Origin of the sequence: Micromonospora sp. WMMA1996 (genome assembly GCF_002573675.1) — a bacterium.
GTDB classification, from domain to species: Bacteria; Actinomycetota; Actinomycetes; order Mycobacteriales; family Micromonosporaceae; genus Micromonospora; species Micromonospora sediminicola.
This window is the reverse complement of record NZ_PDHU01000001.1, coordinates 3,655,321-3,679,810: the sequence shown is the minus strand read 5'-3', so window position 1 is coordinate 3,679,810 and position 24,490 is coordinate 3,655,321. Positions and strand designations below refer to the sequence as shown.

General features: G+C 68.1%; 26 protein-coding genes. 16 read left to right on the top strand and 10 right to left on the bottom strand.

What is annotated here, in order from left to right; genetic code table 11:
• Positions 1-51: 51 nt before the first annotated feature.
• Positions 52-360 (bottom strand): hypothetical protein, encoded by a 309-nt coding sequence (locus tag COO58_RS16885; RefSeq protein ID WP_098745683.1) that lies wholly within the window; start codon positions 358-360, stop codon positions 52-54.
• A gap of 1,017 nt (positions 361-1,377) precedes the next feature.
• Between COO58_RS16885 and COO58_RS30895 the strand changes: the two genes are divergently transcribed.
• The 3 genes from COO58_RS30895 (at position 1,378) to COO58_RS16870 (ending at position 4,384) form a co-directional block, all read left to right on the top strand.
• The gene (locus COO58_RS30895) at positions 1,378-1,791 is read left to right on the top strand and encodes a transposase (protein WP_255292655.1); all 414 of its coding nucleotides are present in this window, start codon (positions 1,378-1,380) and stop codon (positions 1,789-1,791) included.
• Between the two features lie 120 nt (positions 1,792-1,911).
• On the top strand, positions 1,912-2,331 hold the full coding sequence (locus COO58_RS30890; protein ID WP_255292654.1) for a transposase: 420 nt from the start codon (positions 1,912-1,914) through the stop codon (positions 2,329-2,331).
• A 277-nt stretch (positions 2,332-2,608) separates the two neighbouring features.
• Positions 2,609-4,384 carry an AIPR family protein gene (locus COO58_RS16870; RefSeq protein ID WP_255292653.1) on the top strand — a complete coding sequence of 592 codons (1,776 nt, stop codon included), beginning with the start codon at positions 2,609-2,611 and terminating at the stop codon, positions 4,382-4,384.
• Between the two features lie 417 nt (positions 4,385-4,801).
• Here the strand turns inward: COO58_RS16870 and fxsT are convergent, their stop codons facing one another.
• Positions 4,802-8,026, bottom strand: a complete 3,225-nt coding sequence (gene fxsT / locus COO58_RS16865) for an FxSxx-COOH system tetratricopeptide repeat protein (RefSeq protein WP_098745679.1) — start codon at positions 8,024-8,026, stop codon at positions 4,802-4,804.
• Between the two features lie 88 nt (positions 8,027-8,114).
• On the opposite strand from fxsT, the gene COO58_RS16860 reads away from it, so the two are divergent.
• Complete coding sequence (locus COO58_RS16860; protein WP_141561911.1) at positions 8,115-8,588, top strand: hypothetical protein; 474 nt, start codon at positions 8,115-8,117, stop codon at positions 8,586-8,588.
• A 229-nt stretch (positions 8,589-8,817) separates the two neighbouring features.
• On the opposite strand, the gene COO58_RS16855 is transcribed toward COO58_RS16860, so the two are convergent.
• Positions 8,818-9,579 carry a helix-turn-helix domain-containing protein gene (locus tag COO58_RS16855; RefSeq protein WP_369700184.1) on the bottom strand — a complete coding sequence of 254 codons (762 nt, stop codon included), beginning with the start codon at positions 9,577-9,579 and terminating at the stop codon, positions 8,818-8,820.
• A gap of 138 nt (positions 9,580-9,717) precedes the next feature.
• Here COO58_RS16855 and COO58_RS30255 point away from each other — a divergent pair, with 138 nt between their 5' ends.
• The 3 genes from COO58_RS30255 to COO58_RS16845 all read left to right on the top strand — a co-directional run bounded on the left by COO58_RS30255 (position 9,718) and on the right by COO58_RS16845 (position 11,983).
• Positions 9,718-9,888 (top strand): hypothetical protein, encoded by a 171-nt coding sequence (locus tag COO58_RS30255; protein ID WP_176558826.1) that lies wholly within the window; start codon positions 9,718-9,720, stop codon positions 9,886-9,888.
• Positions 9,875-11,074: a helix-turn-helix domain-containing protein gene (locus COO58_RS16850; RefSeq protein WP_255292652.1), complete on the top strand. Its 1,200-nt coding sequence runs from the start codon at positions 9,875-9,877 to the stop codon at positions 11,072-11,074. Before COO58_RS30255 ends, COO58_RS16850 begins: the two co-directional genes overlap by 14 nt.
• Before the next feature lie 306 nt (positions 11,075-11,380).
• The gene (locus COO58_RS16845; protein ID WP_098745676.1) at positions 11,381-11,983 is read left to right on the top strand and encodes a hypothetical protein; all 603 of its coding nucleotides are present in this window, start codon (positions 11,381-11,383) and stop codon (positions 11,981-11,983) included.
• A gap of 164 nt (positions 11,984-12,147) precedes the next feature.
• Here COO58_RS16845 and COO58_RS16840 read toward each other — a convergent pair whose 3' ends face one another.
• Positions 12,148-12,696 carry a hypothetical protein gene (locus COO58_RS16840; protein WP_141561910.1) on the bottom strand — a complete coding sequence of 183 codons (549 nt, stop codon included), beginning with the start codon at positions 12,694-12,696 and terminating at the stop codon, positions 12,148-12,150.
• 62 nt (positions 12,697-12,758) lie between these two features.
• A complete protein-coding gene (locus tag COO58_RS16835; protein WP_098745673.1) occupies positions 12,759-13,274 on the bottom strand; it encodes a hypothetical protein in 516 nt (171 codons plus the stop codon).
• Positions 13,275-14,143: 869 nt separating this feature from the next.
• Here COO58_RS16835 and COO58_RS16830 point away from each other — a divergent pair.
• Positions 14,144-14,557 (top strand): hypothetical protein, encoded by a 414-nt coding sequence (locus tag COO58_RS16830; protein WP_141561909.1) that lies wholly within the window; start codon positions 14,144-14,146, stop codon positions 14,555-14,557.
• 219 nt (positions 14,558-14,776) lie between these two features.
• Here the strand turns inward: COO58_RS16830 and COO58_RS16825 are convergent, their stop codons facing one another.
• Entirely contained in the window at positions 14,777-15,382 is a 606-nt protein-coding gene (locus COO58_RS16825) for a TetR/AcrR family transcriptional regulator (protein WP_098745670.1), read from the bottom strand.
• 130 nt (positions 15,383-15,512) lie between these two features.
• Between COO58_RS16825 and COO58_RS16820 the strand changes: the two genes are divergently transcribed.
• Entirely contained in the window at positions 15,513-16,616 is a 1,104-nt protein-coding gene (locus tag COO58_RS16820; RefSeq protein ID WP_098745668.1) for an aldo/keto reductase, read from the top strand.
• A gap of 109 nt (positions 16,617-16,725) precedes the next feature.
• Here COO58_RS16820 and COO58_RS16815 read toward each other — a convergent pair whose 3' ends face one another.
• Entirely contained in the window at positions 16,726-17,466 is a 741-nt protein-coding gene (locus tag COO58_RS16815) for an alpha/beta fold hydrolase (protein WP_098745667.1), read from the bottom strand.
• Positions 17,467-17,522: 56 nt separating this feature from the next.
• Here COO58_RS16815 and COO58_RS16810 point away from each other — a divergent pair, with 56 nt between their 5' ends.
• Both COO58_RS16810 and COO58_RS16805 read left to right on the top strand, forming a co-directional pair.
• Entirely contained in the window at positions 17,523-18,497 is a 975-nt protein-coding gene (locus COO58_RS16810) for a YafY family protein (RefSeq protein ID WP_098745665.1), read from the top strand.
• Positions 18,498-18,506: 9 nt separating this feature from the next.
• Positions 18,507-18,833 carry a TraR/DksA C4-type zinc finger protein gene (locus COO58_RS16805; RefSeq protein ID WP_091579045.1) on the top strand — a complete coding sequence of 109 codons (327 nt, stop codon included), beginning with the start codon at positions 18,507-18,509 and terminating at the stop codon, positions 18,831-18,833.
• A gap of 30 nt (positions 18,834-18,863) precedes the next feature.
• Here COO58_RS16805 and COO58_RS16800 read toward each other — a convergent pair whose 3' ends face one another.
• Positions 18,864-19,427 (bottom strand): NYN domain-containing protein, encoded by a 564-nt coding sequence (locus tag COO58_RS16800; protein WP_098745664.1) that lies wholly within the window; start codon positions 19,425-19,427, stop codon positions 18,864-18,866.
• Between the two features lie 244 nt (positions 19,428-19,671).
• Between COO58_RS16800 and COO58_RS16795 the strand changes: the two genes are divergently transcribed.
• From COO58_RS16795 to COO58_RS16785, 3 genes are read left to right on the top strand one after another with little or no spacing between them, the layout of a single operon-like run.
• A complete protein-coding gene (locus tag COO58_RS16795) occupies positions 19,672-20,067 on the top strand; it encodes a GntR family transcriptional regulator (RefSeq protein WP_091579039.1) in 396 nt (131 codons plus the stop codon).
• Positions 20,064-20,963 carry an ABC transporter ATP-binding protein gene (locus COO58_RS16790; protein WP_098745662.1) on the top strand — a complete coding sequence of 300 codons (900 nt, stop codon included), beginning with the start codon at positions 20,064-20,066 and terminating at the stop codon, positions 20,961-20,963. Before COO58_RS16795 ends, COO58_RS16790 begins: the two co-directional genes overlap by 4 nt.
• Positions 20,960-21,931: an ABC transporter permease subunit gene (locus COO58_RS16785; RefSeq protein WP_098745660.1), complete on the top strand. Its 972-nt coding sequence runs from the start codon at positions 20,960-20,962 to the stop codon at positions 21,929-21,931. Before COO58_RS16790 ends, COO58_RS16785 begins: the two co-directional genes overlap by 4 nt.
• 49 nt (positions 21,932-21,980) lie before the next feature.
• On the opposite strand, the gene COO58_RS16780 is transcribed toward COO58_RS16785, so the two are convergent.
• Positions 21,981-23,084, bottom strand: a complete 1,104-nt coding sequence (locus COO58_RS16780; protein ID WP_091579030.1) for an FUSC family protein — start codon at positions 23,082-23,084, stop codon at positions 21,981-21,983.
• 153 nt (positions 23,085-23,237) lie between these two features.
• A complete protein-coding gene (locus tag COO58_RS30885) occupies positions 23,238-23,390 on the bottom strand; it encodes a hypothetical protein (protein ID WP_255292711.1) in 153 nt (50 codons plus the stop codon).
• On the opposite strand from COO58_RS30885, the gene COO58_RS16775 reads away from it, so the two are divergent.
• Positions 23,337-23,666, top strand: a complete 330-nt coding sequence (locus COO58_RS16775) for a nuclear transport factor 2 family protein (RefSeq protein WP_255292705.1) — start codon at positions 23,337-23,339, stop codon at positions 23,664-23,666. The two genes, COO58_RS30885 and COO58_RS16775, sit on opposite strands and share 54 nt — an antisense overlap.
• 22 nt (positions 23,667-23,688) lie before the next feature.
• Positions 23,689-24,399 carry a hypothetical protein gene (locus COO58_RS16770; RefSeq protein WP_141561908.1) on the top strand — a complete coding sequence of 237 codons (711 nt, stop codon included), beginning with the start codon at positions 23,689-23,691 and terminating at the stop codon, positions 24,397-24,399.
• Positions 24,400-24,490: the final 91 nt, after the last annotated feature.

Below are 24,490 nucleotides of genomic sequence, written 5' to 3'. Positions count from 1 at the left end.
TCTCAGGACCTGCGGGACAGATCAGTCTCGGGACGTGGGTGACACGTCCGGCTAGACGATCTTCGGGCCTTGCCCTGCCAGCTCAGTCAAAGCGTCGCTGGCTTCCAATCGAACGGACGCCTCTGGGTGGTTGAGGTACGGCGTGATGATCGGCCGGGCGGCCGGGTCGTGAGTCAGGCCAAGGATGAGCAACACATACCCGGTGAGCTCCGCCGACAGGTTGGGCAACAGCGGCGTCAGCGGCCGGAACAACGCCAGCGGCAGCATGTAGGCGGTTGCCGCGTCAGCGCACGCATTCAACGCTGACTCCCGCACCCGCTCATCCGCCTCAGCGGCCGTCAGCGCGACCAACTCCGCCACGGCATCCTCCGTGTCGTCCTGGTCACCGGCGCAGCGTCGAAAGCAATCGCCGACCTCAGCGGCACCGTGCTCACGGACCCGCGGATCGGGGTCGATGAGCAGAGAGCCAGCGCTCTCCTCAACGCCTTGTTCCCTGCGTCGCGGTCCTCATACTCGTACGGCATCGGCTCATGATCCTCGGTGGAGCAAGCCCGGATCATCGGCTACCCGCACCGATCCGCCGACGGATCGGCGGAGTGTCACCCAGGTTCTGATAACGATGTGTCACGCAGGTCCCGAGACTGGACACGCGGCTGCCGGTCGGCGTGGGAGGACTTTCCTTACGTCTATCAAGGCAGTCCTGAACGGGCCGCACGCGCCGCCGCCTGGGCGCGCGCCGGCCGCTGCCGCTGTCGCTCTGCGGCCGTCACGCCTGCTGCCCGGCGGCTGGCGCGGAGGGCGGGAAGCGCGGAGGGCCGCCGCAGCACGACAGTCTACTGACGGGTGGTGGTGGGCCTGCAGCCGGCCGGGCCGCGGGGCCACGAGCCCGCGCGGCGTATGGGAGCGAACGCTGGCCGCGTCGGCGAGCTGGCGGCGGTCGCAGGGTTGCGGTTACTGCGCCTCCGACGGGGGTGCTCGGGCTCCGAGACGGCTGCAACACCGTCGACGGGTTGCGGTCCGTGGGTGGTTGCGCGAGCCATCCCGCCCGCCGACGAACCCGGGCAAGCCGAGCAGACCACCGCCCGACCTGTCAGCGTCCGACCGTGCGTCAAGGCCGTCTTGACATGGCGGACCGGGCGGCGGCCCGCTCCCCAGCGGGCGGGTCGGCGGCAGACAGTGAGGATGGTGGGGTGGGTCGCCGGGTTGGTCTGACTCACCGGCAGACCGACGGTTGCTGTCCTTATCCCGATTCGTCGGCTGGCCTGGTAGCCCCCGACAGCTGCATGTCACCGGCCACGCGTCGTGACTTGATAAGAGCCTGTGCGAGAGGCACCCACCACTGTGTTGTCCGCATCGCCTGACCGGTGACGTGTCCACGTGTTCTCGACACGACCGAGAAAGGCGGACCTCACCAGCGTGGCAGCGAAGAAGCGATCGGTCATCGGCGGTGTCGACACCCACCGCGACACCCACCACGCTGCGATCATCGACAGCACCGGCGGCCTCCTGGACGACGTCGAGATCCCCGCAACCGCCGCCGGCTATCGAGATTTGCTGGCCTGGATGCGCTCGTTCGGCCGGCTGATCGCCGTCGGAGTTGAAGGAACCGGCAGCTACGGCGCTGGCCTCGCCCGGCATCTGACCAGCAAGAAGGTCACCGCTGTCGAGGTCGACCGACCGGATCGCAGGACCCGACGCACCAAAGGCAAGTCCAACCCGATCGACGCTATCGCCGCCGCCCGGGCGACCTTCGCCGGCACCGCCATAGGCACGCCCAAGACGCGCAGCTAACCTGTCGAGGCCATCCGGGCCCTGCGAGTGGCCCGCCAAGGCGTGGTCAACGCTCGCACGGCGGCGATCAACCAGATGCGCGGCCTGGTCGCCGTTGCCCCTGAAGGTCTGCGGGCACAGTTGACAAAGCTCAGCGCCGCCGTCCTGGTCAACCGCTGCGCCGCGTTCACCACCGACCCGACCCGGATCCACGACCCGGAGCAGGCCACCGCCGCCGCGTTGGCTGGACTCGCCAGGAGAGCCCGCATCCTGACCGAGGAGATCACCGCCCTCGACCGGCAGTTGGCACCCCTGGTCCGCCAGGCCGCACCCCGCACCAGCGCCCTGTTCGGCGTCGGCACCGACGTCGCAGCCCAACTGCTCACCACCGCCGGCGACAACCCCGACCGGCTGCGATCAGAAGCGGCACTAACTCACCTCTGCGGCGCGGCACCCATCCCCGCAAGCTCCGGCCGGGTCCGCCGCCACCGCCTCCACCGAGGAGGCGACCGCGGTGCCAACCACGCCCTACACACCATCGCCCTCTGCCGCCTGCGCTAAGGCCCACCCACCCGCGCCTACCAGCAACGACGCATCACCGAAGGCCTCAGCAAGCAAGAGATCCTCCGCTGCCTCAAGCGCTACATCGTCCGCGACGTCTACACCGCCCTACGCGCCGACTTCGCTGCCCTCGCCCCTTGACCTCCATAGGAGCATCGGGATGACCGGCGCCTTGATGCGTCCCGCCGGGTGAGTGCTTCAAGTGCATCGGCTGGCGCAACACTCACAAGCGCAGATGCCTCCGCAGCGGTGCTACAAGTAGGCTACGACCGTTCGCATGATGCCCATGCTCGCCGAGCGCTGTCGCGGAGGAGATGCAGAGCCAACTATGAACCCCTTGATTCGCGGCCTGTTCAACAAGTTCCGAGAGAGCGAAGAACTCGCGACTCTTGCGGACAGTGATGCGTTTGAACTATTCGCGGCGAAGCTGGCTTTGGGTGATGATCTACTCTCGCAGGTTTCGCTCACGGACCTCCTGCTAGACTCGGGAAATATCGGCGTTGATATTTGCGCAATCGAGATAAATGGGCAGCTCGTTTGGGATGTCGACGATGTCCGCGATGTTTGTAATGCGACCAAGAAGATTGAAGTCGTAGCTCACTTTATTCAGGCTAAGCAGTCGGCATCCATTAGTAGTGGTGACATCCTCAGTTTTGGGGATACCGTACGGCGCTTCTTGGCTAATCATCAGGACCTAGAGAGTTATCCACGCTTCCAGGACCTCGCCCGTGCCATGGGTCTAATATTTGCTGATTACGCCACCAGCCTGAAGGGGCCGCCGTCAGTCGTCCTTACTATGGCAACGACGGCCCCTAGGGCCAGTACGCGTGATCCGATCGTAGTGAACCGAGCGGAGACGGCTCGCTCGCACATCCAGGATCTGGGTTACATCGACAAGGTTGACGTGAAGATCTGGGGGGCTGATGATCTTCACGAGGCTTGGGTGCGGAAGAACCACGCCAATGAGGTTGAGATCCAGCTTGAGAAGCAGGTAAATTTGCCGCGAATGCCCGGGGTGGACCAGGCAATATTGGGCGTGGTTTCGGTCGCGGAGCTTCTGAAGCTAATTCGTGCCGAGGATGGCACTCTTGACGAACGGGTCTTCTATGACAATGTGCGGGGCTTCAAGGGGGCCGACAACCGGGTGAATCGGCAGATCATGGATACCCTGGCATCAGATGAGCGAAGCCTCCTGCCGGTTCTGAACAACGGCGTGACCGTGGTCGCCTCCACGTATTCGCCCAAGCCTGGTGACACCGTTGCGGTCTCCGGCTACCAGATCGTCAACGGCTGCCAGACCAGTCACTGTCTGTACCTGTCTCTTGGGGAACTCGGCGAACACCTTGAATCCGTGTTCGTGCCGCTGAGGCTGGTAGTAACGGCGGATGACGATATCGCGACACGGATTATCCGGGCAACCAACTCGCAGACCGAAGTGGGCGAGAATGATTTGGTTGCACTGACGAAGTTTCAAAAGCGGTTAGAGGATTTCTACCGCCTAGACACTCACGACGTCAAGCTGATATATGAGCGTCGGTCTGGACAGTTTTTCGATAAGGACGTTACGAAAACCCGAATCGTGACGATCAGCGATCAGATGCGTGCCGTATCCGCGCTATTTCTTGATAACCCCCACACTGCGGCCCGTTACACGGGAATGCTGTACGACGAAGTGGGGGACTCCATTTTCCGGGAAGATCACAAGCTATTGCCATATTTGGTTAGCGCCTTTGCGGCGTATCGTCTTGAAAATGCGTTCAGGACGGGGCTTGATCCTTCGCTCAAGCCTGCACGCTATCACATTCTTACTGCGCGCAAGTATCTCATCTTGGGCAAAAGGGCGTCCCCGTTAAACGCAAAGTCTGCGGAGGCTGAGAGTGAAAGGATTCTGGAATCTTTAAAGGCGCCTGACCAGGTGGCGGCATTTCAGAGTGCTGCGGATGAGGTCATGCGTACCGCAGGGGGGGCGATACCGAGTCGTGATCGACTGAAGCGACAGCAATTCACTCAGGATCTTATTGCCAATATTCTCTCGATGGACGTCCAAGCGTAGGGCGGTTTTTGGTAGCTCCGGGAACGTTGGCTGGGGCTGGGGCTGATCGGGTTAGGGCGTTCGCAGTCTCGGCCTAACGCGGTTGACGCTGTTGGCGACAGCAAGAAGTCAGCGAGAGGTCCGGCATCATGCATTGGTGGGCGGTAGCCGAAGGTGGCCGAGGTGCTGGTGTCGGCATTGCCTGGCACCGGTTGTGACGCGACGGCAGGCCAGGCCGACGTTCACACCGAAGAGGTCACTGGTTCGATCCCAGTATCGCCCACGCAGGTCAAAGGCCACTTTCCGGCTTCAGGAGGTGGCCTTTCTGCTGTCGTGCAGCAAGCTTTGCGGGATGGCGGGTCCATTCTAGAAGATGGAAGTCAAGGTTGTGGCATTCCGGCGTTCACAGGTCCATACGTCCGGTCTGCTGGCGGCGGCTCAGCGCTTCTTTCGGCTACTATGCCTCGCGCCCGGCCTTCCGCCCATGCGGGCTCTAATACTGTTTACTAGTGTTTGCGTTTCCCGCGTCCGGTGGTCGTGTGTTCCGAATATTCGTCTTTCTGCTTCGAGTTTCGCCATTGCATGTGTTCGGGAGGCCAGCACCGCGCCTCGCTCAAGTTGCAGATGCGCCAAGTTACCACGGGTGGTGAGGGTGTCGGGGTGGTCGGGGCCGAGCACGCGTAGCCGGTCGGCGAGGACTTGCTCGAAGCCGGTGATGGCGGCCTGGTGGTTGCCGGCTTCGCCTTTCCAGCCGGCGAGGTTGCCGCGGGTGGTGAGGGTGTGGGGGTGGTCGGGGCCGAGCACGCGTAGTTGGTCGGTGAGGAGTTGCTCAATTTCGGTGATGGCGGCGTGGTGGTTGCCGGCCTGGCCTCTCCAATGGGCGAGGTTGCCGCGGGTGGCGAGGGTGTCCGGGTGGTCGGGGCCGAGCACGCGTAGTTGGTCGGTGAGGAGTTGCTCAATTTCGGCGATGGCGGCGTGGTGGTTGCCGGCTCTGCCTTTCCAACTGGCGAGGTTGCTGCGGGTGGTGAGGGTGTGGGGGTGGTCGGGGCTCAGGACGCGTAGCCGGTCGGCGAGGACTTGCTCGAAGCCGGTGATGGCGGCCTGGTGGTTGCCGGCTCTGCCTTTCCAGGTAGCGAGGTTGCCGCGGGTGGTGAGGGTGTCGGGGTGGTCGGGGCCGAGGACGGGTAGTTGGTCGGTGAGGAGTTGCTCAATTTCGGTGATGGCGGCGTGGTGGTTGCCGGCTTCGCCTTTCCAGTTGGCGAGGTTGCTGCGGGTGGTGAGGGTGTCGGGGTGGTCGGGGCTCAGGACGCGTAGCCGGTCGGCGAGGACTTGCTCGAAGCCGGTGATGGCGGCTTGGTGGTTGCCGGCTTCGCCTTTCCAGGTGGCGAGGTTGCTGCGGGTGGTGAGGGTGTCGGGGTGGTCGGGTCCGAGGACGCGTAGCCGGTCGGTGAGGAGTTGCTCGAAGCCGGTGATGGCGGCTTGGTGGTTGCCGGCTTCGCCTTTCCATCTGGCGAGGCTGCCGCGGGTGGCGAGGGTGTCGGGGTGGTCGGGTCCGAGGACGCGTAGTTGGTCGGTGAGGAGTTGCTCGAAGCCGGTGATGGCGGCTTGGTGGTTGCCGGCTTCGCCTTTCCAACTGGCGAGGTTACCGCGGGTGGCGAGGGTCTGGCGGTCATCGGCACCGAGAACGGCAATGCGACGGGCCAGGACATCCGCACCTTTGCTGATGCTCTCGCTCAGCTTCCCAAAAACAGCGAGGAGGACAGCGTGATCGCTGGCGGATCGGAGCGCGGCAGAGTCGTTGAGCCCTAGGGTCCTCTGTCGGCGGATTAGTGTGTCCTCGACCAGGTTGAGCGCTTCCCGGTCGCGGCCCTGGTTGTGGAAAGCGTGAGCGAGTTCGGCTGCAGCGGTGAGAGTGTGCGGGTCATCCGGGCCCAACTTCTGTCGCCACTGGTCGTAGAGGCGTTCGGCGAGGCGGAATCCAGCATCGGTGTTGCCGCTGTAGAGCAGGTAGAGCATGGCGTCAGAGGCCACGTCTCGAAGGGTACCGTTGTCAGTGTTGCCCGCGTCCAGGGCCAGCAGATGTGGCATAAGTTGGGACCAGGCTGGCCATGTGGCCGCCGAATCTGGCTCGCCGGGATGGCAAGCGGCCACCAGGGCACTCGCCTGCTGGCGCAATTCGTCCCGCGTCTGAACATCGAGTTGACTAAGAATGAGGGTCTGCACCAAGCGGTGAACCTGGATGCCGCGTTGTGACGTGCGGATGAGGTCATTGAGACGAGATGCGGTCTGGTACAGCCGCATGGGGCTGGCCAATACCCTCCCCAGTGGCTCCGGCACGGGGCTGGGCGACGCGGCGAGCATCTCCATCGGGATGGGCTCGGGTGCCATGACACAGCACAGGCGAAGCAGATGCAACGCCTCGCCGTCATCAGCAAGCTCGGTGATGGAGACACGCAAGGCTGCGGCGAGCGACCGCGGATAAGACGGCGGTAGGCCTGCGTTGAGCACCTCATCGGCGTCGGTATCCAGCATCTGCATATATAGATCGACCGGCATCGCCGACAAAACGGTGGCCGCCTGAACCAACGCCAACGGGAGATAGCCCAGCTTGTCTGCCACCAAATCGGCGTTCTCGGCTGACAGCTCCGGCACACGATGCCGCAGGAGTGCCACCGACTCACGCCGGGTCATCAGCTCAAGGGTCACCCTGGTGAACTCCGGCCAGTTTCCCTTCCGCGAGGTGATGAGGACGTGGCCGACCCCAACGGGCACCCAGGGCTGGACCGCCTCTGCGGTCTCCGCGTTGTCGAACACCAGCAGCCACCGTTTCGGCTGCTGCAAATACCTTCGCAACGCGGGCAGCGCCCCCGCCTCACCATGCTCGGTGACCAGCCCCAGATCCGCTGCTAGGGCGGTGAGTTGCGCCGCCACCAACTGCGGGTCCTCGGCGTTGATCCACGCCACGAGGTCGTATTGAGCGGCGAACCGGTGGACATATTGCATCGCTACCTGAGTCTTCCCGACTCCGCCCAGCGGAACTGATGAATGAATCACCACGGGCTGCCCCGGCCGGAGCCGCCGACGCACCTCGTCAATATCGCGATCGCGGCCGATAAAGTCCGCGTTACGGTGCGGCACCTGCCACAGCGTGGGCTGATGACCCCCCGGAAGCCGAGGCGCCTCATCCGCCGAGCGCTGTCGAGGTACCTGCCCACCCGGGAAGGTCGGCTCCGTTGCCGGCCGCTGTGTCCCGCGCACGGCATTCATCAGAACGCGATGCGCGTCCTCGGCCGACAGCCCGGCCAAGCTGGGGGCGATCAGCGGCCGGAGCACCAACGGGGGAGTGACGTCTTCCAAGCGCAGCGGTACCAGACGTCCATGCCGGTCACGTCTAGACATGACCCCTGTCCACTCGTCGGTGGTGAACCGTTGGTGTTCGAAGTAAGCCTCTGAGAACAGCGCCACCATCCGGTCTGCCCGCTGCAACGCCTGGTTCATCCGCGCCACCGCGTTGTCGCCAGCGGCCCAGTCCCACAGGTCCAGCTCTACCGCGTACCCGGCCTGTTCCAACTGCCAGGCCACCCACTCCGCCCAAGCCCGATCAGGGCCCGCATAGGAGATGAACAGCTTCTCACCGCTCAGAGCGCCGGCTTCCGTCGTCACGCAACAGACCTACCACATAGGACGGGCAGGCCTACCAGTTCGTGTCCTCATAACGACACCGTTGGTTCATTTGCCTACCGTCGGTATGGTGACGGTCGAAGCGTGGGGGAGGTACGCGGTGACGATGAGCGATGAGGAACTGCGAGTCAAGCACTTGGCCGACATCCAGGTCACGATCTCACGCCTCGCGCAGAACTCCTTCACCATCCGCAGCTGGTCTGTCACCCTCGTCTCCCTCGTCTTCGCCCTTCTCAACAACAAGTCGACCGCTAGCGCCCTGGCATGGTTACCTCTGCTACCTGCCATGGTCTTCTGGTGGCTAGACGCCTACTACCTGCGTCTCGAGCGCCTCTACCGGCGCCACTACGCGCAAGTCGCCACCCGAATCGCCAACGGCCCACCCGCCCACGGCCCTGACGTGGCTCCCTTCGACATGGACGTGACGCGGCACTGTACCGCCGTACCCAACCTGCTGCGAACCATGCTCGCACCTAGCGTCGTAACCATCCCCGTAATCCTGACCGTCGTGATCACCGCGTACCGTCTCACCACTGCGCACTAACCTCATCCCAGCGGCAGTCTGAACCGCCCCCGAATTTTTGTGATGTCAAGGAGTCTTCCGAGCTTGTAGCGGCCGTCCTGTTGCGGTCGAGAGCAACAAGACCGGGCTGCGAACGCCAGAGCCAGACGGCGGCGGATCAGCGGCCGACGTCAGAGACGTGCGTGGACACGTTCAGTAGGCGCCCAGAACTTACAAGCGAGGGGTCAAGGGCTGCCGTGCCAGCAGTGACCTACGTCGCCGACGTGTTGTAGCGATCAAGCGTTACCTTTGACGTCGAGGCGTCGCGGAAGACGAGTTCCCAGGGGCCGGTGTTCACGTCCATGTCCTTGCCGAAGCCGATCCATTTTCCGGCCATCCGTCGGCCGGTCGGCTCGGCGATGAGTTGGATTGCCCCGTGGTATCGGGCGCCCCGGTAGTAGCCGGTGGGGTCGGTCTGCTCTACCCAGGTGCCGGTGACGACGGCACCGTCCACGGTCAGGTCCAGCGAGAGAGACGATGACGCCGAGCCAGGCAGACTGCGCGCGGTGAGCCGATCGCCGTGCTGGAGCAGCACCACGAAGTGTTGTCCGGCGAAGGAGTCTCCCCGCCCGCTGGAGTAGTACTGGTAACGGCTGAGCCACACGCCTTCGTAGGACTGGTGGACCGTCGTGGGCTTGGCCGTCGGTGTCGGGGTGGCCAGGCTGGACACGGGCGAGGTCAGATCGTGGCCGCCGTGTTCGTCGTCGGCGACATGCCCGCCGGGCACCGCGTCGAAGCCGAGCAGAGAGATGGGTAGCCCGGTGACCACCTCCAGGGCGCGGGCGTAGACGGGGCGGGGTGCGGCGATTGCGCCGGACTCCCATCGCTGGACGAGTCTCTTGTTGGCGTCGTTGGGCTCGCCGACGCGGTGGCCGGCGGCCTGGAGAGCGCGAGCGAAGTCGTCCTGGCTCATGCGCATCCCGGTGCGGACGGCCCGCAGGGCGGTGTTGGGGGCGGCCATGACTGCCACCATAGCGCTGTGTCGCCCTAATGTCGCCGGCTAAGTGGCCTGATTGTCGGCTCTTGTGCCGTCGCAGTAGATGACATCTCGACGTCACTGTGGATTCGCGACGGTCGACGTGCCGCCGCTTCTACTGGCGGAGGTGTGGGGATGCCGCGTAAGGGCGACGAGTCGGCGGTGAGCCGGGGCGAGCAGATCCAGGCGGCCGAGCGCGAGGCGGCGAAGCGGCGGCTTCTTGCCCAGGCGGAGGCGGACCGAACTCCAGTGGGGGAGACCACGCGAGCCGTACCGGATCGGCGGTGGCGTCGTGGGCAGCGGTGAGCTGTTGCCGGTCGGTCGACGGGTGGCGTACTGGCGGGGTCGGCGGAAGCTGTCGCAGCAGGTGTTCGCCGACCGGCTTGGCAAGTCGAAGAGCTGGGTCGACAAGGTCGAGCGCGGCGTCCGGTCGCTGGACAAGCTGTCCACGCTCCAGGAGATCGCCCGCGTGCTCCGCATCGACACCGCCGCGCTCGTCGGCCAGGACGCCACCCCGGTCCACACAATGGGTCGCGGCGACGGCGTCGAGCGGATCAGGGCGGCGCTGTCCCGCTACGAGATCCCGTTGGGCAAGCCAGTGGGCGGTCCGGTGGTGCCGGTGGATCGGATGCTGCGGGATGTGGGGTACGCGTGGACGACCTTTCAGTACGCCCGGTACCCGCAGGTGATCGACCTGGCGCCCACCTTGCTTGTCAACGCGCAGCGCACCCACGCCGAGGCCCCGGAATCGGGCCGAGCATCGTTGGTGGAGGCGTATCGGGTCACCGCCGCGCTGCTGGTCAAGCTCGGTGACGCTGAGCTGGCGTGGTTGGCCGTGGATCGGGCGATGCTCGCCGCCACCGGCGACCGGGAGCTGGTGGCCGGCGCAGCCGTTCAGCTCGGTCAGGTGTTGCGCGCGCTCGGGCGGGCTCGGGAGGCGAGGTCGGTGATGCTCAGTGCCGCGTACCGAATCGCCCCGCCCGTGATCGACGACGGCGCATCGGCGGAGTTGTCCCTGTGCGGGACCCTGCTCATCCAGGCCAGTCTGGCGGCGGCGCAGGACGGCAACGAGGCCGCCGCCGGCGAACTGCTCGACGAGGCCGCCGGTATGGCCGAGCGGGTCGGCGACGGGTGCGACCATCACCGCACCGGGTTCGGACCCACGGCCGTCGACTTGGCCCGCGCCGTCGTAGCTGTCGAGGTCGGCGATGCTCATGCGGCGATTGCCTGGCACGAGAAGGCCACCACGCGCTCCGGCTGGCGGTGGTTACCCGCCGAGCACCGCGCCGCGCACCTGCTCGACGTCGCCCGCGCCCACCTGCACGCCGGGGACGTGGGCAACGCGGCTCGCCTGCTGACCAAGGCCGAGCGCACCGCACCGGCCGAGATCACCCACCGGCCCGTCGCCCAGGACATCCTCGCCGAGGTCGCCCGCGACCCGCGCGCACCGACCACGATCGCCAAGCTCGCCGCCACGCTCGGGGTCGGCTGAGCAGCGCTACACGCGGATGAGAAGTCCAGCAGTGAAGTACAGCAACCATGCCAGCCGAACCAGGCCGAGAAGCGCACCAACAGGCCGTCTGACCTCGCATCGAACCCGATCCGCCCGGCTCGCCGGGAGTTCACACCGAAGAGGTCACTGGTTCGATCCCAGTATCGCCCAGGCAGGTCAAAGGACACTTCCCGGCTCCGGGAGGTGGCCTTTCTGCTTGCGTACAGCAGCTTTGTGCGGCAACGGTCAGCGGGCGGGTGACGACCGGACCAGGAGTTGTCCGGCTGGGCTGTTACCTTGCCGCCCGTGACTGATCAGCTGACGTGGATCGACCGGATCATCGATGTGACCGGATGGCGTCAGGAGCCTGAGGATGGTGTCGGCTGGGAGCAGGTGGAAGCCCAGCTGGGCGTTACGTTGCCGACGGACTTCAAGGAACTGTGCCGCCGGTTCGTTCCGGGGGCGTTCTACGCCTACCTGGACCTTTTCCGGCCGACCGACGATCATGCGCAACCGCTGTTCCGCGCGTGGGCCTATTCTCGGCAGCGGCCGAGTGAGCCTGACTTCGCGCGGTTGTGGGCCCTCTACGAGTTGTACGAGTCCGACAAGGGGACGGGGCTGATCCAATGGGGCAGCGATCAGACCGAAGGGGAGTACTACTGGCTGGCGGACCGCTCCGTGGAGCCCGACCGGTGGCCTGTGGTCGCGCGGTGGGACGGCATCGAGCCGTGGCACCAACTCGACATGTCGACGGCCGAGTTCGTCTACCGGGTGATCGCGGATCCGGAGTTCAAGCCGTTCACGGTGGCCGACCCGCCACGACGGCCGTTCTACCTGCCGCACTGGGGGCCGTTCCCGATGAGCGCTGAGGACTGGAACGCCCTCACCGACCCGAACCGCGAGGGCTGAACCACCCCTTCCGGCGGAGGCCAGTCAGGGACGAGAGCCAGGGGCCGAGGGAGTCGCCAAGACGTTCGGGTGCTTACCTTGTCGCCTTCGACGAGATCGCTACCGACACGTCAACCGCCGTGACCCCTGGCGCCAGGGCTGGACGGACCGCAGGACCCTTGACGTCAGGACTGTGAGCCACGCACTGAACGCCACCAGGCGGTGTCGATGAGGATCTCTTCTGTCTCGAGGACATCACGCTCGAACGCTTCCACGTCAACGGGCGCCGGCGGCTGATCCATCAGTTCGGTGATCTCATCCGGTAGTCGCACGCCGTGAGCGTCGATGTAGTGCGCGAGTCCTTCTGGCCACACGAAGTACCTGCCGTCGGTCAGTTCAGTGGATCCGTTCCGGGTACCGCACAGTCGACACAATGAGTGGCCCGCCGTAGCCACGAACCACGTGCCACCACGCAGGTAGTCGCTCACCCGTCGCTGGACCACCGCATCGGCCCCGTGGTCCACGAACAGTGCGGGGTCGGGCCAGTGCTCCTCGCCTGGCGCACACCAGTAGCCAATCAGCCGCAAAGTCCGGGTGTTGTCTGCCTCGCTGCTCGACACGGGGATCATCATCGCAGGATCGGTGATGGCCCGGCCTTGCGTGTCCGCCTCAACCGGCGCGGGGTAGTCGGCCGCCGGAGGACCAAGTCGGCCGCCGGCCGTGCCGGGCTTCACTTGATGCGTGACGGATCAGCGTCAGATGATGCGTGACAGCTCCGCCTAGAGATGCTGGCGAGTCACGCAGGGTCGAAGTTCCAGTGAGGTGGCAGGGCACCATCGCAGAGAGCGCAGGCGAAGTCGTCGTCTCGCACGATGTTGCGTTGCCCGCAGGCTGTGCAACGTCTGAAGGTCAGTGCGGCGGTGAAGCCGCCTGGATGTGGGATGCCGAGACGATCAAGTGCTGCGGCGACTGCCGGCCAGCAGTCAGGGTCTGGGCAGTAGCCGGTCGACTGGTTACTGACCGCCTGGACGACGTATCCGGTGTTGCTCGCGGCGAAGGTGATCTCTCCGGCGGCCAGGACGTCCTGCCCGGCAGCACAGGCAACGTGCTCGCTTTGGCGGGGCGCGACCCGGAGCGTGCCATGAAGGTCGACGACGAAGGTGGCAGGCTCGTCGAGCCCAGTCGCCCGCCGACCATCGAGCCACATACCGAGCGCGCTTGGTGTGTCGGCGACGACGATCCCCACCGGACCCACCTGTTGGGCCAAGATCTCTGGTGGTCCGACGTACCGATACCGCTTGAGCCGCGTCACGGCGCGAAGCTACCCACGCTGGCTCTTGGCCGTCTATCGAGATTGGTCCGCAGATGCCGGTCGCCTGTCCGGGCTGGCTGTCCCGGCCGTGGGGGTGGTCGCGGTCTCGTCGGCCTGTCACGCATCATGTGAAGTCAATCTGTAACGGATCAAGCGGGATACGACACAAGCTGGCTGCCGGTGTCGAGTCTCAGGACCTGCGTGACAGATCAGTCTCGGGACGTGGGTGACACGTCCGGCTAGACGATCTTCATGGTCAGGGTAGTCGGTCAGTTGCCCACGCTGATGTTCTCGCCCCGGCCGCTAGGCCGGCGGTGTGAGGACTTTCCTTACGTCTATCAAGGCGGCCCGCATCGGGCCGCACGCGCCGCCGCCCGGGCGCGCGCCGGCCGCTGCCGCTGTCGCTCTGCGGCCGTCACGCCTGGTGCCCGGCGGCTGGCGCGGAGAGCGGGGAGCCCCGGGGCCGCCGCAGACGGGGTAGCTGGGAGTGGTGGAGGTTGGTCGCCGGCAGCCGGCCGCGCCGCGCCTGAGCAGCGCGGCGCAGGGAGGGGACGCGTCGAATCCGTGCGGCAAGCCCCAAGCATGGGGGGCGGTGTCCGCGCGACGGCATGCTGGTCGTCCAGGAGCCCGCTCCGCAGCCGCTCAAGGTCAGGTCAACCCCTCGCCTGGGAGGGGAGGGGTGGCCGCCGGTGGCCAGCTCTGACCCCGGGAGCCGGGTCCGTGCCGGGCGAGGTTGGGTCAACTGCGCCACTGTGGCGGTGTCCGCCGGGGGCGCGGTCCGTGACACGAGAGCCGACTCCGGCAGTTCTGGCAGCGCCCGTAGGTACGTCAAGGTCCGCTTGACGAGTCCGAGACGTTAGGGTCCTCGGATGCCGGACGATCCAGGATCACCGCTGCTTGACCTTCACGACGGCGATAGCCGCTTCCGGATCACCCTGAGGCCACCCTACGGCCGACAGGTCGCAGACCTAAGCATGAGCAGTTGGCAGGATGCGCTGTTCGAGGTCACGGCCCACCCGTTTATCGCTCAGGCCGAGACGACTCTCACCGGTGAGGAGGCCGAAGCCGTCCGTGGGCTGATCGACAGATTCCACACTGGTGAGGACGTTGTGTTCGACGAGGACGAGCAGTTTCAGTTCTCACTGGCTTACTCGCAGGAGGAAGGCGGCGTCTTGGTGGCGGCGACCCTGAGCACAGAGGGCGGCCCGTTCCCCGAGATTCGCTTCGTCGTTCGCCACTATGACACGGGCGACAATGGCTGTGGTGCCGCGCCGGGTGGGTGACCAAGTGGGTAACGACCGAGGGGTACAACGCCGGACGGGCACGGACGTTGGTGGACCGTTCTCGCAGTTCAGCCGGCGTGCGGGTGCAGGTGGAGTGGCCGTTATCGTTCGTTCACACCGAAGAGGTCACTGGTTCGATCCCAGTACCTGCTGTCATCGATGTAGGTGGGTAGCAAGCCCGTCACCGTGATCACCGGTGACGGTTTCTCCGCCCGGCCCTCAGGTGATGGGTGCTCCGGCGCGTAGGCGCTCGATGGTGAGGTCGAGCGCGGCTTCGAGGTGGTCGGTCTTCCCGGTGTTGAGCAGCAGCAGTACACCGCCCTGGATGCCGGCGAGCAACGCTGCGGCGGACCGTTCGGCGTCGAGGTCCGGGGAGATGTCGCCGGTCGACTGCATGTGCCGGATGCCGTCGGTGATCGCCTTCTGCCAGCGCCACATGAGCCCGGTCACGATCGCCTGCGCGCCGGGCGCCCGCCGGCCGGTCTGGCCGAGCAGACCGTTGAGGGGGCACTTCACCCCCTGTGCCTGGTACCGCTCGATGAGCCGGTCACGCCAGGCGAGCCAGGCCGGCCAGCTCGTCAGGTTGCTCAGCATCGGCTCCTGGTCGGTGAGGACCTGGTCGGCCTCGTGCTGCGCCACCGCGAGCAGCAGCTCCTCCTTCCCGTCCGGGAAGTAGTGGAAGAGCTGTCCCTTGCTGGTGCCGGTGTGGGCCATCACGTCTTCGAGGCGTACCTCGTCGACGCCGCGCTCCCGGATCTGGGCGGCCGCGCCGGCGACGATGCGGGCCCGGGTCGCCTCGCCCTTGCGGGTCAACGCCCGTGTCATGGGACCTCCTGATCTGGGTCTGCGGTCCGACCCTAGCTCAGTTTCTGGACTTGCAGGTCCATTTTTGGCGAGCAAAGGTCTGCGACACGCGGCTCGCACCGGGCCGACAGATGATCGGAAGGACGCGACGATGAACCACTACTACCTGCTCGGGCGGTCCGGCCTGCGGGTGAGTCGGCTGGCGTTGGGCACCATGAACTTCGGCGTCGGCGGGTTCCACGCCGCCTACGGCCGGACCGAGGAGGAGGCGGAGCCGATCTTCCGCCGGTATCTGGAGGCGGGCGGGAATCTCATCGACACGGCGGACTTCTACACCGCCGGGGAGAGCGAGAAGATCCTCGGCCGCCTGATCGACCGGGCCGGCGTCCGCGAACGGCTCGTGCTCACCAGCAAGGCCACCAACACCGTCGACCCGAGCGACCCCAACGCCAGCGGAAACGGGCGTAAGCACCTCGTGCGGGCGGTGGAGGCGTCGCTGCGCCGGCTCGGCACCGACTACATCGACCTGTACCTGCTGCACACCTGGGACCGCATCACCCCCGTCGAGGAGGTCGTGCACACCCTCGACGACCTGGTGCGCTCCGGCAAGATCCGGTACGCCGGGCTTTCCGACGTGCCGGCCTGGTACGCGGCCCGGGCGCAGAGCTACGCCGAGGCGCACGGCCTGGCCCCGATGATCAATGTGCAGCTTCCGTACTCCCTGGTCAGCCGGGGCATCGAGGCGGAGTTCGTGTCGATGTCGCAGACCCTGGGCATGGGGCTCACCGCATGGAGCCCGATCGGTGGCGGCCTGCTCAGCGGGAAGTACCGACGGACCGACGAGGGCGTCAGCGGGACGGGCCGGTTGACCAACCCCGACGCCGTGGGCCGGGCGATCAGCCCCAGCGACTGGCGGGTCATCGACGCCCTGGAGAGCGTGGCGGCCGACCTGGGCCGCAGCATGGCGCAGGTGGCGATCAACTGGGTGGCCACCCAGCCCGCCGTCGCCTCGGTGATCATCGGGGCGAGCAGCCCCGAACAGCTCGCCAGCAACGTCGGCGCGCTCGACTTCGAGATTCCGGCCGACGCCCGCCGCCGGCTCGACGAGGCCAGCGCCCCGGACCTGGGGATGCCGTACGGCATGTTCACCGCCCAGTACCAGTCCTGGGTGGTGAGCCCCGGCCTCGGTGTCGGCGACAAGCCCGCCGGCTACGCCCCGCCGGTGTTCAACGGCGCCACCCATCCCACCAAGTAGCCAGCAAGCTCGTCAGCGGCTGATGCACCCCACGTGCCCGTGGCCACGAACCCGCCGCTCGGGTCTCGTGGCCACGGGCCGGAACCTTCTGGGGGACGACACGCGCCGGCTATGCCGTCGGCCTGGCGCCGTGCAGGATCTGGGCCAGCTCGGCCGGTCGGCTGAGCATCGGCCAGTGCCACGTCGGCAGTTCCTCGTAGTGCCACGAGTCGCCGGCCATGTGCCGGCACAGCGGCACGGCGGCGGCCATCCCGCGTGCCTGCTCGGCGGTGAAGCTCGACAGCACGCCGAGGCGGGGCAGCTTCTCCCACGCCCCGGTGAGCCGCACCGGGCTGGTGGCGGTCGCCCACGGTTGGGCCACCGACCGCTCGTCGAGCAGCGCGACGACCGAGTCGTCCACATCTGCTGCCGCCGCCAGTTCGGCCCACGGCGGGGGTGGCAGCCGCCAGCCGTCGCCGTGCTCGGCGACCAGCGCCGCGTTGCGGTCACGCTCCTGAGGTGGGTTGAAGTCGTCGTTCGTCGCCCCGTCGGGTAGCGGGCCGGTGTCGACGAAGACCAGTTGGGCGATGCGGTCGGTCATGCGGTCGGCGGCGGCGGTCGTCACGACCGCGCCGGCGTAGCTGTGCCCGACGAGGACCACGTCGTGCAGGTCCTCGTAGCGCAGCAGGTTGACCACGTCGGTGACGTGGACGTCGAGGTCGGTGTCCGGGCGGGCCAGGTGGGCGCGCTCGCCCAGGCCGGTCAGGCTCAGCGGATACACCTCGTGGCCCTGCCCACGCAGGGCGGCGGCGACCGGGCGCCAGGCCCACGCGCCGAGCCAGAACCCGGGAACCAGTACGAATGTCGTCATGCGTCCCACGCTACGATCAATACCGGACAGATTCCGCCCGGATGAGGAGTCGAACTTTGGCCCGGCCCACCGCACGGGTGCTGGCGTTGCTGGAGATCCTCCAGGCCGGTGGCGGCTTCACCGTCGCTGACCTGGCCGGCCGGCTGGGCGTCGACGAGCGCACGGTCCGCCGCTACGCCGCGCACCTCGCCGACCTCGGCATCCCGGTCGAGGCCCGGCGCGGTCGCTACGGCGGGTACCGGCTCGCGCCCGGATACAAGCTGCCGCCCCTGATGCTCACCGACGAGGAGGCGGTCGCCGTCATGCTCGGGCTCGTCGCCGCCACCCGGGCCGGGCTGGTCACCACGGAGGGCGCGGCCGCCGAGAGCGCGACCGCGAAGATCCGCCGGGTGCTGCCGGCCGTCCTCGCCAGGCGGATCGATTCGCTGCTGGGCACCGTCGACTTCACCGCACCGATCCGCAGGTCCGCCCCGCCCGGCATCGAGGTGCTGCTGGTGCTCGCCGAAGCGGCCCGACACCAGCAACCGGTGAGCATCACCTACACCAGCTGGCGCGGCCGGTCCGGCGAGCGGCAGCTCGACCCGTACGGGCTGGTCTTCCACGCCGGCCGGTGGTACGTCACCGGTCACGACCACCACCGCGGGGCCGTGCGGACGTTCCGGCTCGACCGGATCGGGACGGCCCGCCCCACCCAGGGCAGGTTCGACATCCCGGCCGGCTTCGATCCCACCACCCAGGTACTCGCCGGTCTGGCGGCCGTGCCGTACGCACACGACATCTCCGTGGTCCTGCACACCAGCCTGGAGGAGGCGCGGCGACGGATCCCGCCGTCGGTCGGCGCGCTGACCGAGGTGCCCGGCGGAGTGCGCCTCACCACCCGGGCCGAACGGCTCGACGGGGCGGCACAGATGCTCGCCGGGCTCGGCTGGCCGTTCACGATCGACCGGCCGCAGGAACTCAGGGACGAGGTACGCGCCCTGGCCACCCGACTGCTCACCGACGCCGACGATGTGCGGGCCGGGGGCCGTTAGGCTGCCCGTATGGTCCGGGATGAACTGCTGCGGCTGCGCGCCAGGGCGGAGGCCGAGGCGGCGACGCTGGCCCAGGACCTGCAGGCGCTGTTCCTGGCGTCGCGGGATTCGAATGCCGACGACGAGCACGACCCGGAGGGCGCCACCATCGGCTTCGAACGCGCCCAGTTGACCGCGCTGCTGGCCGGGGCGCGGAAGCGGATCGCCGACGTCGACGACGCGCTGCGTCGGGTGGACGCGGCGACCTACGGCGTCTGCGAACGATGCGGGCAGCCGATCGGCGAGGAACGGCTCGCCGCCCGGCCGTTCGCCCGCTTCTGCATCAAATGCGCGTAAGCCGTCAAGGGTCCGCGGATGCTGTCCGGCCTACAGGAAGCGCTCCGGGTCGAAGCTGTCCAGGTCGATGATGCGAACCCGGGGAAGGACGTTGGTGAAGCAGCCCGCGTCCTCCTCGATGTCGAACACCTGCAGGCCCGGCAGGTCGGCGAAGCCGGCGTTGAGGAATTCCTTGAATCCGACGACCGCGACCTGGTGCTCACTTCGTAGGAGATCGTCGATCTGCGGCAGGAAGTCGCCGTCGTGGCTGGCGAGCATCACATTGCCCGAGCGCCGGGCGATGGCCTCCAACGTCCGCTGGATGCCGATGTCCACCACCTTCTGATCCGGAGATCCCGCGAGCGGAACGGGCCGGTAGTCCAAGCTCAGGAGGGCCCGGACGAAGGGCATCGGCAGACCGCCGCCCGAGGCGTTGAGAAAGAACAGCGCCTTCACCGGTTGCTGCCAGGTGTCCTGCGCGAAGTCCCGCAGACGCTCCCACCGGGGTCGTTCCGCCGGGGCCGGCCGGCGCTCCAGAACACTGTTGCCGAGAGTGGCATCGATGTTCTCCCCGTCCACGATGAGGTACGTGACGGGTGCGGTGGTGCCGGGCATGGTGTGCCTTTCGAGTCGAGCAACGAGCTTGGACCGGTCGAGCCCGAGCGTCTGACGTGCCGGAGGATGCCGTGCTCATGGTCAAGGGTATGGCCTGCCGATCCGGCCGGCAGACAGCATCCGCCGATCCACTCGTTGCGCGCCGCAGGTTCGGCCCTCCTGCTCCGCGGTGCGGGTACGTTGCCTCCCCTCGGCCTGCCATTTGATGCTTTACTATGGTGCTAGTAAAGCAGTAGGGGGTTCCGTGTTCGTCTTCCGGCTCGACACCCACTCCGGCGTGCCGCCGTACCTGCAACTCGTCCAGCAGGTCCGCCAGGCGGTGCTGCTGGGCTTCCTCCAACCCGGTGACCGCCTCCCGCTCATCCGCGAGGTGGTCGAGGACCTGGCGATCAATCCGAACACCGTCGCCAAGGCCTACCGGCAGATGGAGCAGGAGAACCTGGTCACCGGCCGGCCCGGCCAGGGCACGTTCGTCAACGAGCAGCAGTCCGCCGCGATGCCGGCGTCGACGTACACGTCGTTGCGCCGTGGCCTGGCGGCCTGGCTGCGCCGCGCCTACGCCGCCGGCCTCGACGAACAGGCGGTCAACGCGATCTTCACCTCCGTCCACCAGCAGACGAGGAATGAGGACGTGGCGTGACGGCGACCGAGTTCGCGCTGCGCACCGACGGCGTGGGCAAGCGGTACCGGAAGGGCTGGGCGCTGCGCGACTGCACCCTGGACCTGCCGGCGGGTGGCGTGATCGCCCTGGTCGGGCCGAACGGCGCGGGCAAGACCACGCTGCTGCGCCTGGTCGTCGGGCTGCTGGCGCCGAGCACCGGCACGGTGGAGGTCCTCGGCCACGACGTCACCGCCAGCACCCCGCAGACGCTGTCCCGGGTCGGGTTCCTGGCCCAGGACCACCCGCTGTACAGGCGCTTCACCGTCGCCGAGCTGCTCCGCTTCGGCCGGGCCTGCAACCTGCGGTTCGACCAGGGGCTGGCCGAGCGCCGGCTGGCGAAGCTGGGCATCCCGCTCGACCGGCGGGCCGGCACGCTCTCCGGTGGGCAGCAGGCCCAGGTCGCGTTGGCCCTGGCCCTGGCGAAGCGGCCGGACCTGCTCGTCCTCGACGAGCCGGTGGCCAGCCTCGACCCGCTGGCCCGGCACGAGTTCCTCCAGGTCCTCATGGGCGCGGTGGCCGAAGGCGGGGTGACCGTCCTGTTCTCCTCCCACGTCGTGCACGAGCTGGAGCGCGTCTGCGACCACCTGGTGGTGCTCAACCAGGGCCGGGTCACGCTCACCGGTGACATCGACACCCTGCTCGCCGAGCACCGGCTGCTCGTCGGCCCGCGCACGGCCACCGACCCCGACCGGGCCGGCGCCGTCGTGGAGGCCGTCCACAGCGACCGGCACACGACCCTGCTGGTACGCGACGGCGGGCTCCCGACCGCGCCCGGGTGGCAGGCCCGACCGGTCGCGCTGGAGGACCTGGTGCTGGCGTACCTGCGCCGGCCGTCCGGGCCGAGCGCCCCGGTCACGTCGGGGGTGGCGGCATGACGTGGTTGATCTGGCGCCAGCACCGGACCGAGGTCTGCGTCCTGGGCCTGCTCGTCGGCGTGTTCGGCATCGCCCTGCTCGTGCTCGGGACGCAGGCCCACGACCTGTTCCCCGGCGGTCCCGCCCGGTGTGCGGGACAGGCCGGTGGCAACGACGCCTGCGCGGCCTCCTTCCGCCGGCTCGACGAGGAGTACGGCTACGTCGAGAACCTCCTGGCGGCGTTCTACCTGGTCCCCGTCGTCATCGGCGCGTTCCTCGGTGCGCCGCTGCTCGCGCGCGAGCTGGAGGACGGCACCTGGCAGCTCGCCTGGACGCAGGCCGTGCCGCGGATGCGCTGGCTGGCGGCCAAGCTCGCGGCCCTGGCCGGCGTCACCGTCGCGCTCACCGGGATGTTCACCGCGGTGCTCACCTGGTTCCGTCAGCCGTTCGACGCGTGGGAAGGGCGGTTCCAGTACGACGCCTTCGACCTGGAGGGACTCGTCCCGGTGGCGTACGCGCTGTTCGCGTTCGGCGTCGCCACCGCCGCCGGGGCGATCCTGCGGCGCAGCCTGCCCGCGTTCGGCGTCGCGCTCGGAGCGTTCCTCGCCGCCCGGATGTCGGTGGCGCTGCTGGCCCGTCCCGCGTACGCCACACCGCTGACCAGCATGCAGCCGGTCCCCGTCGGCGGTTCACCGGACCAGGCGGGGCACCTGCCGAGCTTCGCCGACTGGACGATCGACCACGGCTACGCGGACGCGACCGGGCGCAGGCTGAGCGGCACCGAGTACGCCGAGCTGGAGGCGGCCGCCGACCGGGCCGGCACCAACCTCAACCAGTTCCTGCACGCGCGGGGCATCCAGCAGTTCGGGGTCTACCACCCGGCCGACCGGTTCTGGACGTTCCAGCTCATCGAGGCGGCCCTGTTCGTCGCCGTCGCCGCGGTCCTGATCGGGGTGGTGGTGTGGCGGGTGCGGCGCCGCATGGTCTAGTGCCCTGACCGAGGGTGGCTCCGGGGCAGCCTGATCCAGCGTCCGGGTGTCACGCCCGGCTCAGACCGAGCGCCTCGTCCACCCGGTCCAGCACCGTCGTGTCGTCGTGGCCGACGCCGCGCAGCAGGTCGATCGCGGTCGCCCGGATCTGCCCGACGATCATGGTGACCGGCAGCGGCGGGTCGGTCCGCAGCAGGCGCGCGGCGATCCGGACCGCCTCCAGGGCCGCCGCGTCGGCCTGCTGCGCGTGCCGGTCCGCGTCGGCGCCGCTGAGGTCGCGGGCCAGGGCCTCCCCGGCCGACCGTACGGCGGCGGTCAGCGCGCCGATCGCGGCGGCCAGCTCCGGCGGCGTGGCGGTGTGCCGGCGGGTCAGGGTCACGCCGGCCCGCGCCAGCACCCGGATGTTGCGGGCGGCGTAGTCGAGCTGCCGCAGCGTCGCCTCCACGTCGGCGAGCTTGCCCAGGTGCCGGCGGCGCAGTCCCAGCCGCAGCGTCTCACCGGTGGCGAGCACGGCGGACTGCAGGTGGGCGACGCAGTCGTCCACCTGCCGGGCCTGGTCCAGCGCGTCCCGGGCGGCTTCCTCGTCGCAGCTCCGCAGCGCCGCGTTTACCTGGTCGAGCAGGTCGGCCAGGTCGGTGTAGCTGCGCCGGGCCTGCGCCACCAGCGGCTCCAGCGGGTCACGGGCGGCCATCACCTGGCTGGCGGCCAGCGCCACCGCGCCGCCGATGAGCGCGTCGACGAAGCGGAACGGCATCAGCGTCCCGCTGGGCGCGGCGACCACGACCAGGTACATGGCCGAGACGCTGGCCTGCACGACCAGGGCACGTCGGGCCCCGATCACCACGAGCGTCGTGGTGGTCAGCACCAGCACCAGCAGGACCGTGCCGGTGCCCGGGCCCAGCGCGTACACCAGCAGCTCCGCGGCGAGTACGGCGGCGGCCACGGCGAGCAGGATCTCGACGGTCTGCCGCAGCCGTCGCCCGCGGGACTCGCCGAGCACGACGAGCGCGGCGGTCGGGGCGAAGAACGGGTCCGGGTGACGGATCACCACCGCCGCCACGATCCAGGCGACCACCGCGGCGCTGGTCAGCTCGATCACGGTCATCCCGTCGCCCCGCAACCGCGCGACGGCGTCGCGCCCCCACGTCCGCACCGGTGGTGGTCCTCTCGCCGGGCGGACCGGGACCGGCCGCCGATTGATCTTCTGCGAGGAAGGCCACTACCCCGCCCGTGACCTGCTCAATCGCTCCGGTGGCGGGCGGCCGACCGGCCGCGCACGCCGTGGTGGCGAACGCGCCGTGTTCGATCATGACGCGGTGGCGTTCTGCCGCGAGCGAACCCGCTTGTCCCGGCGCGGGGCGCTGGAGAGGATCGCTGGATGGATCTCCATGCTGCGGAACGGCAGCTGCAAGCCGCTCAGCGCGGCGGCGATGTCGAGTCCCTCGACGCGCTTCTGCACCCCCGGGTCGTGGCTGCGGGACCGGACGGGTCGATCTTCTCCAAGGACGATGACCTGGAGAGCTACCGCTCGGGGGCCCTGCGCATCACCAACCTGGTGGAGGAGTCGCTCGACGTCCAGGAAGACGGTGAGACCGGGGTGACCCGCACGGTCGCTGTGGTCGATGCGGTGCAGGGCGGCGCCGTGGTGTCCGCGCGGCTGCTCTACACCCGGCTGTGGGTGCGTGAGGACGGCACCTGGCGGGTGTTGGCCGCCACCCTCGCCCCGGTCCGGTGAGCCTGTTCGGCAGGTGTTCGGTGTGGCCACGGCGTTGCGCTCACCGGGCAGCGAATCACCCGAGGAGCGGTACCGTACGGTGGTGAGCTTTGCCGGGGAGCTTCGTCGAGTTCGAGACGAGTCGCAGCCATTCGCTCGGCGCGTTGCGGCTTTCCGTCGATGCCTCGGGATGTATGCGCCGTTCGGGTTCACGTCGACCCTGAGCCATCTCGAGCACCGGTTCGGCCCGATGGAGGACGCGGACAAGCTCACGTCCGCGGCCGAAGCGTTGGCCACGAGCCGGCAGGCTTGGCTGGCTGACCTGACCCGGTGGCACCAGAGCCGGCGGGACGCCAAGGCTCGCGGCCGACGCCACCCCGCCGAGCACGAACGCTCCGTCTACCTGTCGCGGCAGTGGCCCGGCGGCGGGCACACCACCGGCCCCGCGACATCGTCGGGGCACGGTGTTGTCAGCGTTGGCTTCCTGGCTATCCACGGTGTGGTGCCTGCCTCCGCCATCGAGCAATGGCGGGTCCACCAGAAACTGGCGGGTCGCACCGTGGTGGTGGAGCGGCGACGTCCGATCACGGCCGTGCTGGTCTGGACCGCGATCGCCGCCGCAGTGATCTCCGTACTGGTGTTGTCCACGATCAGTGGCTGGCGGCCCGACCCCACAGGCCTTCTCGTCGCCTCGGGTTCGGTGGCATCCGCTCTTCTGTTGCACCATATGGTCGGCTGGGCGCTCAAGCGGTGAGCGGCACGGTGCGGTGCCTGTCCACCGGCGACCCGGGTGTCCGGCGAAAGCCGGGCACCCGCTTCCGGTCGGCCGGGGACCTGTGGAAGAC

Coding starts and splice junctions, on each gene's coding strand:
- COO58_RS30255 (WP_176558826.1), top strand. CDS start 9,718: ATGCCGCGTAAGGGCGACGAGTCGGCGGTGAGCCGGGGCGAGCAGATC.
- COO58_RS16815 (WP_098745667.1), bottom strand. CDS start 17,466: ATGACGACATTCGTACTGGTTCCCGGGTTCTGGCTCGGCGCGTGGGCC.
- COO58_RS16820 (WP_098745668.1), top strand. CDS start 15,513: ATGAACCACTACTACCTGCTCGGGCGGTCCGGCCTGCGGGTGAGTCGG.
- COO58_RS16830 (WP_141561909.1), top strand. CDS start 14,144: ATGCCGGACGATCCAGGATCACCGCTGCTTGACCTTCACGACGGCGAT.
- COO58_RS16805 (WP_091579045.1), top strand. CDS start 18,507: ATGGTCCGGGATGAACTGCTGCGGCTGCGCGCCAGGGCGGAGGCCGAG.
- COO58_RS16800 (WP_098745664.1), bottom strand. CDS start 19,427: ATGCCCGGCACCACCGCACCCGTCACGTACCTCATCGTGGACGGGGAG.
- COO58_RS16855 (WP_369700184.1), bottom strand. CDS start 9,579: ATGGTGGCAGTCATGGCCGCCCCCAACACCGCCCTGCGGGCCGTCCGC.
- COO58_RS16825 (WP_098745670.1), bottom strand. CDS start 15,382: ATGACACGGGCGTTGACCCGCAAGGGCGAGGCGACCCGGGCCCGCATC.
- COO58_RS16785 (WP_098745660.1), top strand. CDS start 20,960: ATGACGTGGTTGATCTGGCGCCAGCACCGGACCGAGGTCTGCGTCCTG.
- COO58_RS16870 (WP_255292653.1), top strand. CDS start 2,609: ATGATGCCCATGCTCGCCGAGCGCTGTCGCGGAGGAGATGCAGAGCCA.